Source organism: Kitasatospora sp. NPDC093679 (assembly GCF_040683455.1).
GTDB lineage: Bacteria > Actinomycetota > Actinomycetes > Streptomycetales > Streptomycetaceae > Kitasatospora > Kitasatospora arboriphila.
The window spans coordinates 62,127-71,428 of sequence record NZ_JBFBDW010000039.1; the positions used below are offsets into that span (position 1 = coordinate 62,127).

At 71.8% G+C, this 9,302-nt stretch carries 9 protein-coding genes and 1 pseudogene; 3 read left to right on the plus strand and 7 right to left on the minus strand.

Features of this window, described 5'->3' with window-relative positions; all coding sequences use genetic code 11:
* Nucleotides 1–159: 159 nt before the first annotated feature.
* Complete coding sequence (locus AB0O09_RS27155) at nt 160–360, plus strand: hypothetical protein (RefSeq protein WP_363545572.1); 201 nt, start codon at nt 160–162, stop codon at nt 358–360.
* A 173-nt stretch (nt 361–533) separates the two neighbouring features.
* Here AB0O09_RS27155 and AB0O09_RS27160 read toward each other — a convergent pair whose 3' ends face one another.
* The 6 genes from AB0O09_RS27160 to AB0O09_RS27185 all read right to left on the minus strand — a co-directional run bounded on the left by AB0O09_RS27160 (nt 534) and on the right by AB0O09_RS27185 (nt 6,351).
* Nucleotides 534–1,487, minus strand: coding sequence for an NmrA/HSCARG family protein (locus AB0O09_RS27160; protein ID WP_363545573.1), 954 nt, complete (start codon nt 1,485–1,487; stop codon nt 534–536).
* A 326-nt stretch (nt 1,488–1,813) separates the two neighbouring features.
* A complete protein-coding gene (locus tag AB0O09_RS27165; RefSeq protein WP_363545576.1) occupies nt 1,814–3,352 on the minus strand; it encodes a HAMP domain-containing sensor histidine kinase in 1,539 nt (512 codons plus the stop codon).
* Nucleotides 3,349–4,062: a response regulator transcription factor gene (locus AB0O09_RS27170; RefSeq protein WP_363545579.1), complete on the minus strand. Its 714-nt coding sequence runs from the start codon at nt 4,060–4,062 to the stop codon at nt 3,349–3,351. The genes AB0O09_RS27165 and AB0O09_RS27170 overlap by 4 nt, the downstream gene beginning before the upstream one ends.
* Before the next feature lie 135 nt (nt 4,063–4,197).
* Entirely contained in the window at nt 4,198–4,689 is a 492-nt protein-coding gene (locus AB0O09_RS27175) for a DUF6099 family protein (RefSeq protein ID WP_363545581.1), read from the minus strand.
* A complete protein-coding gene (locus AB0O09_RS27180) occupies nt 4,662–4,835 on the minus strand; it encodes a hypothetical protein (RefSeq protein ID WP_363545584.1) in 174 nt (57 codons plus the stop codon). Before AB0O09_RS27180 ends, AB0O09_RS27175 begins: the two co-directional genes overlap by 28 nt.
* 640 nt (nt 4,836–5,475) lie before the next feature.
* On the minus strand, nt 5,476–6,351 hold the full coding sequence (locus AB0O09_RS27185; protein ID WP_363545586.1) for a helix-turn-helix transcriptional regulator: 876 nt from the start codon (nt 6,349–6,351) through the stop codon (nt 5,476–5,478).
* 188 nt (nt 6,352–6,539) lie between these two features.
* Between AB0O09_RS27185 and AB0O09_RS27190 the strand changes: the two genes are divergently transcribed.
* Nucleotides 6,540–7,304 carry an SDR family NAD(P)-dependent oxidoreductase gene (locus AB0O09_RS27190; protein WP_363545589.1) on the plus strand — a complete coding sequence of 255 codons (765 nt, stop codon included), beginning with the start codon at nt 6,540–6,542 and terminating at the stop codon, nt 7,302–7,304.
* A 380-nt stretch (nt 7,305–7,684) separates the two neighbouring features.
* Nucleotides 7,685–8,815 carry an NAD(P)/FAD-dependent oxidoreductase gene (locus tag AB0O09_RS27195; RefSeq protein WP_363545592.1) on the plus strand — a complete coding sequence of 377 codons (1,131 nt, stop codon included), beginning with the start codon at nt 7,685–7,687 and terminating at the stop codon, nt 8,813–8,815.
* Between the two features lie 387 nt (nt 8,816–9,202).
* Here AB0O09_RS27195 and AB0O09_RS27200 read toward each other — a convergent pair.
* Nucleotides 9,203–9,302 (minus strand): annotated as a pseudogene (locus tag AB0O09_RS27200) (IS481 family transposase); the annotation flags it as partial.

Genomic DNA, 9,302 nt, shown 5'->3' on the forward strand with positions numbered 1-9,302 from the left:
ATCGGTGTTCGTGACCACCCGGGGGTTCCGGGCCGCCGTCGTCGACCAGGAGAACCGCAGGTCTCATGGGTCCGATGCGGGCGGCGGACGGTCCCGGCCGGATGCGCGAGGGTAGGGCTGCGCCGTTTGGCGTGCTGACGGGCGGTCATACTGGCGCTCATGAATGGTGATCGCCGTCCTCTGGGACTGCCGGAGTTCTCCGCCCCCGCCACCGACCGGCCGGACCCGGCCGAGCGGCGCCCGCTGCTGCCCGTGGACCGGGACCTGTTCCTGCCGCCGCCCAGCACCGAGCAACCGGCCCCCGAACCCGCGCGCCGCCCCCTGGCCGACGGCGGGCTGACGTTCTCCGGCGACGCCTGAACGCGGCGCTCCCGCACCACCGGGCGGAACCGTCCACTGCCGCCACCGAGGCCGTACGCGGGACTGTGCTGCCCGCGCGGCACCACGCCTGCCCGCCCTGCCCCCGGCCGGTGCCCGGCTCGACCGTCTTCCCCCGTGGTGAACAGGCCGCATGGGTGCCGGCGGGCGGCCTGTCAGGTCCAGGCTGCGCGCAGCCGGTCGGTGTGGGCGGTGAGCCAGGTGGCGAAGGACTGCAGTTCGGGATTGAGTTCGCGGACCGCGTCGAGGTCGCGGGCGGCGATGAAGCGTTCCTCGCATTCCGCGTAGTACTGGAACATGTTCCCGACTTCGTCGGCACCGGGGAAGCCGAGCGCGCGAAAGGCGTCCGGGGTCAGCGGCAGGTACTGCACGGGGACGCCGACGGCCTCGGTGAGAGCGGCAGCCATGTCGGCCAGTGGCAGGTGCTCACCGGCGATGCTGACGGTCGCGCCGATGAGGTCGGTGCCGCGCTTGAGGACGGCCAGCGCCGTTTTGCCGATGTCGTCGACGGCGATGCCCGAGAGCCGGCTGCTGCCCATGGGGAAGACGAGCTGGAGGGCGCCGTCCTCGCCGCGCTGCGGGCTGAAGGCCCCGTACAGGTTCTCCCAGTAGAACGTGGAGCGCAGGAAGGTGGTGGGCACGCCGGCGTCCGTGAAGTAGTGGTCGGCCTCGGCCTTCGCGTCGAAGTGCGGCACCGTGTAGGAGTCCTGCAGGACCGGTGTGCGCGGGTCGTCGAGGGAGAGGCACTCACGGGTGTCCTCCAAGGTGGACCAGACGGCGTGCTGGATCCCGGCGTGGCCAGCGGCGTCCGCCAGGGCCCGGGCCTGGGCCTTCTCCCGTTCGGCCGACAGGTGCTCCCAGAAGTTGGTCACCAGGTAGGCGCCGTACGCGCCGTCGAACGCCGCCCCCAGCGTGGCGGGATCGTCCATGTCGGCCCGGACCACCTGGACGCCGAGCCGATGCAGTTCCCGTGCGCGGTCGGAGTCGGTGTGGCGCGTGACAGCCCGGACGGCGAAGTCGCCGCCCTCGTCCGCGAGGACGGCCCGGGCGAACCCGCCACCCTGCTGCCCGGTCGCCCCGAACACAGTGATGATCTTCTTCTCGGCCACGGCGCACCCTTTCCCGACCTCGCACCCGGTGCGGGCGCGGCAACCTCCAGCGCACCCCAGCCGAGAGTTCTCGGCAATCCGAACCGGACCGATTGTCGGCGCGCAGCCTCCCCTCGGGGTAGCTGGAACGGGTGAGAAACCCGGTGAGAACGGCGGACCGTATCCAAGGAGCGTCCTTCCGTGAAAGAACCTCCTCCAGCGCGCCGTCCGAGTGCTGCGCCCGCCGCGCCCCGCTTTCGGGATCGCCGTGCACCCCGGGCACGCTGCCGGTGCGGCGTGTTCACACCGTCACGGCTGGATGTGGGGGCGATCGCCGATCGCTACGGTCACGTCACGGCCGGTCCGTCCTCGTCCGCCGCCAGTGGCTGTCTCGGCACGGTCAGGGTGAACACGGCACCCGGCCCGGCGGCGACGGTGAGGGTTCCGCGGTGCAGGCGCGCGTTCTCCCGGGCGATCGCCAGCCCGAGGCCGTTCCCCGGCGCAGAACCGCGTCCGGCCCCCCGGGCGGGATCCCCGCGGACGAACCGGTCGAAGACCCGGTCGAGTAGCTCCTCCGGCACGCCGGGGCCGGCGTCGGCGACCCGGACCACGACGTCGGGCCCGGCCGCACGGACGCTCACCTCGACCGGTTCGGCGCCGTGTCGGAGGGCGTTGGAGACCAGGTTGGCGATCACGCCGTGGATCCGGCGCGGGTCGATCTTCGCCGTGGTGTCTCCGTCCGCCAGGACACGACAAGCGGTGGGCGCATCGCTGTGCGCGACGACGTCCGCCACCAGTGCGGCGAGGTCCACCGGCTCCAGTACGACGACGGCCTCGGAGGAGTCCAGGCGGGAGATCTCCAGCAGGTCTTCGGTCAGGGTCGCCAGGCGGCGCAGCTGAGGGGTGATCAGGGCGGCCGCATCGTCGCGGGTGGAGGGATTCTCCAGCGCGGCCGCCGCCGCGAGCAAGGAGGCGGTGGGAGTGCGCAGCTCGTGGCTGACATCCGCGACGAACCGGCGCTGCCGTTCCTCGTACCGGGTGAGGTGGTTGATCGTTTCTGCCAGGCGATCGGCCATCCGGTTGAACGACACGCTCAGATCCGCCAGTTCGTCACGGCCGTCGACCGGCAGCCGGACCGTCAGATCGCCCTCCCCGAACGCGTGGGCGGCGGCACCGGCTGCCCGCACCGGCCGCTGGACCCGTCCTGCGACCAGCCAGGCGAGAGCCGCACCGACGGCCACCGTGACCGTCGACACCACGAGGAGGCCGACCAGGTAGAAGCCCGCCTCGGCTGCGACCGGCGCGAAGGGGTGGAACTCCACGGCCACGAGCGGGGCCCCCGGGTAGCGGTCGGCCGGACCCTGCCGCCCCACTACGGCGCCGATCAGCAGCCCCGGCCGGCCGGGGGCCGGAACAGCCGCGAGGCGGTGTTCGTCGAGCAGGGCGATGTTGTCACCGCTGTCCAGGAAGCGCCCGAGCAGTCCGGGAAGCGCCTCCGGGGCGACCGGCATGACGAACGTGCCCACGGAGGTGGCCAGCGGCCCCGGCCAGGCCCCGGATTCGTCGTACGGCGGGTTCGGGCCCGGAGCGGTGAAGCCGCCGGCGCCGTCCGGCTTCATCGAATACACCAGGTAGGGGTTGAACTTCCGTACGGCGAGCGCCTCGTTGGCGCTCAGCAGGGCGGTGGGCCGGATCCCCTGCCGGACGGAGTTCGCCGCGGAGGTGAAGTCCGACAGTGCGCTCGACAGCGCCTGCGACCGGAAGCTCTCCTCCGCGCGGTCCCGCAGCACCAGGTAGCCCAGGACCGAGAGCACCAGCGACGGCAGCGACAGCGCGAGGACCAGGGTGACGGCGATCCGGCCCCGCAGCCCGAGTGGCCGCCTCACGGGAGGTCCAGGCGGTAACCGACCCCGCGGACGGTGGTGATCAGGACCGGTCGGGCCGGGTCGTCCTCGGTCTTCGCCCGGAGCCGCCAGACGCAGGCGTCCACAATGCGGGAGTCCCCGAGGTAGCCGTAGTCCCAGACCCGGTCCAGCAACACCTGCCGGGTCAGCACCTGCCCGGGGTGGAGCGCGAACTCCAGGAGCAGGCGCAGCTCGGTGGGGGTCAGTTCGAGCCGGTCGCCGTGCCGGGTGACGATCATCGCCCGGGTGTCGATCCGCACCGCGCCCAGTTCCAGGACCTCCGTGCTGCCGGATGCCGGGTCGACGGCCGGCGCCCCGATCGCCGGGGTGACCCGCCGGAGGACCGCCTTGATCCGGGCGTCGAGTACCCGCGGCTCCACCGGTTTGGCGACGTAGTCGTCCGCGCCGCACTCCAGCCCCACCACCACGTCGATGGGCTCCGAACGAGCGGTGAGCATGATGATCGGCAGCGTCCCGGCACGCCTGATCCGGCGGCAGACCTCGAACCCGTCCGAACCGGGCAGCATCACGTCCAGTACGACGCAGTCGACCTGCCGTGCCCCGGCGGCGAGGACGCGAAGCGCATCGTCGCCATCCGGTGAACCGAGGACCTCGTGGCCGAGGCCGCCCAGTGCCAGCACCAGTGCTGCCCGGAGCCCGTCGTCGTCTTCGACGAGCAGTAGCCGTGCCATGCCTGTCCCTCCTTACCGTTGTTGTCCGCGCAGCCTGCTTGCGCTGTGTGTGAGCGCCATGTGTGCCGTGTCACCGTCGGGCAACAGCCGCCGTCCCGCACTCCGGCGTGTCATGCCAGGCGGCCTCGATCCCGGTCATGGGCGAGCACCCGAGCCAACGCCCGGGGTGGGCATCGGCGTACATGTCGGCGGCGTGTTCGTCCGGATCGGACCGCCGGAACACCGGCTGGCGGCCGGGCCGGGCGCACCCTTGTCGATACGGGGATCGCGACGAACGAGCGCCTCGGCCACCTCGTGCAGCAGGAAGCAGAGTTCGCACAGGACGGGGTCGAGCTCGCCGAGGTCGTCCAGACGGCGGGCCCGGCCGCCGGCCCAGTCCGTGCCGGGCGGGCCGAGGGCGTCGAGCGTGTCGAGGGTGCCGAGGGCGCCCGGCGGGTCGTCGAGGCAGCCTGCCGCATGGGCGCCCGCGTCGCAGAGGAGTTGGCCGAGGGCGCCGATCTCGCCGGAGTCCTGCTCCGCGATCCGGGCACCGACCGCGCGGCCTGCTCCGCGCCGGGCCGGCCCGTCCGACTCCGGCCTCGCGTGGCAGGGGGTGGTGTTCAGGGCCCGGGGGAGCCGAAGGCGCACAGGGTGTAGCCGGTGGGTTCGACGGGGCATTTCACCTGCGCGGGGGCGGGAGCAGAGCTCTGGCCGAGAAGAAGGACGGTCAGACCACCGGAGAGCATCAGGGCCGCCCAGAGCCCGATCATCCACCACTGCCACTGCTTCACCATGTTCCCCCAACCCGGACTTGTCCGTGGTCACCCTAGGCGAGGTGAGACCGACGGTCTCCGGCGGCCGCCCCGCCGTCCTGCCTGCCCTCGGGCCCTGGCTTGACCGGCCCCGGCCCGCACTGCCGCATTCTGGTGGTGCCGGTGTGCCAAAGCCCTGTTGGGCCGGGTGGTTCATCCGGTTAGCACCGCCCCGTGCGCCAGCGGCCTCGATGCTGCGCCGGCCCGGCCGGGCCGCTTGCCCGCCGCAGCGCGGCGCGACCCAGGCCGACGTCGCATATGCGCTGCTGCCCGGCCTGCCCGCCTTTGTGCATTCGCCAGTAAGAAGCGGACGGCCGCTACGGTGTCTCTGGACGGAAGCAAGATCCAGGGCAGTCGGACCGACGTGGGCGGGAGCCGGTCGTGGCTTCGAATGCGGGGCCGAACAACGGTTGCGAACCGCAGTCGCGTACGGGCTGGGTGCGGTGCACAGCGGGCGGAGAACGGCATCGCCCAGGGCCGGCAGGAAGGTGTGGTGAGTTCGATCGGTACGGCCGGTTCTGTGTTGACGGCGTGGCTGCGCACTCTGCACAGACCCCTACCACCGGCATACTGCGGGAATCACTCCCTGTCACCACCGACAGCAGAACGAAAACCTCGGTAGTCAGGGAGTCTCGGGAAGCGGGCGGTCGTCCGCCGGTCTGCCGCGCGCTGTGTCGGCGGGCTCGGTGTGCGCGAGTGCGGCGAGGAGGCGCAGTTTCTCGTCGCTGTCGCTGCCTCTGTCGGGGTAGTAGACGACGAGGATGACGTCGTCGATGGCGAGTTTGTCGCGGTGGAGACGGAGTTCGCCGACGACGGGATGGTTCACCGTCGTCGTGCCTCCGCCCAGGGTGCGGACGTCGTGGCGGGCCCAGAGGGTGCGGAACCGCTGACTGGACAGGGCGAGTTCGCCGACGAGCTCGACGAACCGGGGGTTGTCGGTGTCGTCCCCGATGGTGGTGCGCAGGGCGGCCACGAAGTCGGCGGTGGCGCTTGCCCAGTCCTGCTGGAAGGCCTGTTCCTCGGGGTCCAGGAGGAGGGAACGCAGCCGGTTCTCGCCGGGCCGCAGACGGGGGGAGAGGGCGACCGCCATGGGGTTGGAGGCCAGGACGTCGAACGCGCGCCCCTCGACGAACGCCGGGAGCTGAAGGTGTCCGAGCAGCTCGTGCACCCGTGCCGGTACGTGCTCGGGCCGCCGACGGCGCGGCGCTCTCGGGCGTGCCGACGAGAGGCCGAGCAGATACGTCCGCTCGACCTCGTCGAGCTGCAGCACGCGCGCGAGGGCTTCGAGGACCTGCGGCGAGGGGTTCGTGTCACGGCCCCGTTCCAGCCGCAAGTAGTAGTCGGGACTGATTCCGGCGAGCAGGGCCACCTCCTCGCGGCGCAGGCCCGGCACACGCCGGTTCCCGCCGGGCGGGATTCCCGCCTGCGCCGGGGAGACCAGCTCACGCCGCGCACGTAGGTAGCCGCCGAGCCGGTTGCCGGATTCCTCGTCCTTCATACCGACACCGTAGTGCGGCGCGCGCAGCTCAGAGGGGGCCCTGGCAGGACCAGGGAGGACGGGGGCCGTTCCACACCCGTCGGATGCCGTCAAGACTGCAACGGCGCTGCTTCGAAAGAGACGGACAGCACCACCGTCTGCGCCGCCGGCCCGAACGCCGGCGGCGCCCCTGACCGAAGGGAAGATCCATGGACCTCTCCAACCGCACCGTGCTCATCGTCGGCGGAACCTCCGGAATCGGACGGGAGCTGGCCCGCCGGTTCGCTGCGGCGGGCAGCACCGTGGCCATCGGCGGGCGCAGCCCGCAGGCGCTCTCGGAACTCGCCGAGGAGGGATTCGGCACGATCGGCATCGACGTCACCGACGGTGCCTCCGTCGAATCCTCCCGTGACGCCGTGCTGGCCCGATACCCGGAGCTGGACACCGTGGTGACGATGTCGGGCGTCATGCTCCTGGAGGACCTGCGCGAGCCCGCGCACTTCCAGGCGGCAGCAACGACGATCGACACCAACCTGCTCGGCACCATCCGGGTCATCGACGCCTTCACACCGCACCTGGTCCGGCGGGGCGCCGGCACCTTCATCACCGTCACCTCCGGCATCGCCTTCCTGCCGTTCCCGCCCATGCCCAGCTACGCCGCCTCGAAGGCCGCGGTCCACGCCTACTCCGAGGCGCTGCGCGCGCAGCTCGACGGCACCGGCGTCGACGTCGTCGAACTCGTCCCTCCGGCCGTCGCCACGGCAGGACAGGAGAAGGTGAATCCGCACGCCCTGCCGCTCGACGACTTCGCCACCGAAGTGATGAACCTGCTGGGCACCGAGCCCACTCCGCGCGAGATCCTCGTCAAGGGCGTCCTGATGCACCGGTGGGCCGAGCGCGACGGCACCTACGACGAACTGGTGGCTCAGCGCTCGGGGGCCCTCACGATGCTCCCGAGCCGGCAGGGACGGTGATGAACAACGGGACTGCACCGGCCACCGCGGCCGCATCGGGCACCGCCGGAATCCGCACCCCGTGCCCGGGCAGCGAAGGGCTGCGACCCGGTAAATGCGGCCCGCCCGTACCGGCCCGACGAACTCCGCGTGCTGCTCGCCACCCCTGCCGACGGCCGGCCCACCGTCACCCCGGTCAGCGCTTTTGCGTGAGCGACGTCCAGGAGGGCGTGTCCGTCTGACAGGCAGCTGATCTGCGGTGTCGGTGCCCTGCCGGTGCCGTGTCGGAGCGCTGCCGGGGGCTGTCGGTGGGATGCCGGTGGTTCGTCAGCGGAGGTCGGCACCTTTCCAGAGACGGCCGGCCGGAACTCACCGGGCGGTCCGATACCGAAGGAGTCACCATGCACACCCCGGTCACGATCATCGGCGCCGGACTCGGCGGGCTCACGCTGGCCCGCGTCCTGCACCTCCACGGCATCCCGGTCACGGTCTACGAGGCCGATTCCTCCCCGACGGAGCGCACGCAGGGCGGGATGCTCGACATCCACGACTACAACGGGCAGCTCGCCCTCGAAACGGCCGGCCTGATGGAGGAGTTCCGCGCCATCGTCCTGGAGGGCCGTCAGGCGATGCGGGTCCTCGACCGGGACGGGACCGTCCTGTTCGAAGAGACCGACGACGGCACGGGCGGGCGCCCCGAGGCGATGCGCGGCGAGCTGCGAGGCATCCTGCTCGAATCGCTCCCGGCCGGCACCGTTCGGTGGGGGCACAGGGTCGGCGGCGCCCGCGCCCTCGGGAACGGCCGCCACGAGGTGACCTTCGCCGACGGCACCACCGTCGTGACGGGCCTGCTGGTCGGCGCGGACGGCGCGTGGTCACGGGTTCGGCCGCTGCTCTCCACCGCCACCCCGCAGTACGTCGGCACCTCGTTCGTCGAGACCTACCTGTTCGACGCCGGCACCCGGCACACCTCCGCCGCGAAAGCGGTCGGCGGCGGGTCGATGATCGCGCCCACGCCGGGCAGGGAGATCTTCGCCCATCGGGAGAGCGGCGACACCCTGCACACCTACGTGGCGCTGTCCAAGCCGCAGGACTGGTTCGCCGCGATCGACTTCACCGATGCCGCCACGGCCACCGCGCGGATCGCGGCAGAGTTCGACGGCTGGGCACCGGAACTCACCGCGCTGATCACCGGCAGCGACACCACGCCGGTCCTGCGCCCCCACTACGCCCTGCCGGCCGGGCACCGGTGGGACCGGGTGCCGGGGGTCACCCTTGTCGGCGACGCCGCCCACCTCGCGGCCCCGAACGGCGAAGGCGCCAACCTGGCCATGCTCGACGGCGCCGAACTCGGCAAGGCCCTCGCCGCACACCCCGACGACGTCGAGGCCGCGCTCACCGAGTACGAGCAGGCCATGTTCCCCCGCAGCGCCGAGGTCGCCACCTTCGAAGGCGTCGAGGTCCACCGGATCGACTCCGAGGACAACACGGCCCACGGCCTGGTCACCATGTTCACCGAGAAGCGCCGATGAGCCACTCGAGCCCCGGACCGATGCCCTCCTCACCACCCCCGGGCGGTCGCCGGACGAGGCTGTCCGGGCCGGCCGGACAGCCCTGAACCCCTACAAGAACCCGGGTCCATTCAGGAATCCTCATCAACCGGAGGGCCGTCACATCCCGACCTGCAGGGCCGTCAGCTCAGCGACCCCGTAATGGGATCCGCGGCGATCATCCGCCACGCCACGAACAGGGACAGTCCACTGCGGCAGGTACTGGGGTCGGACGCCACGCCTTCGCCACGTGAGGGATCGCGCGGAGGGCGGCCAACCCGATACGACGAACGCGGATACGTCTACCTCGGCACCGTCACCACAGCCGTCCTCGTCATCCGGCTCCGCACGTGATCGACCGGACAAGTCCTAGCTGTTCTGACCCGTGAGGTTGGGGACGCGGCTGGCGGGTGGCTTGCCTGCGAGTGCGGTGTGTCCGCGGTGGTGATTGTAGGTGTGGAGCCAGTCG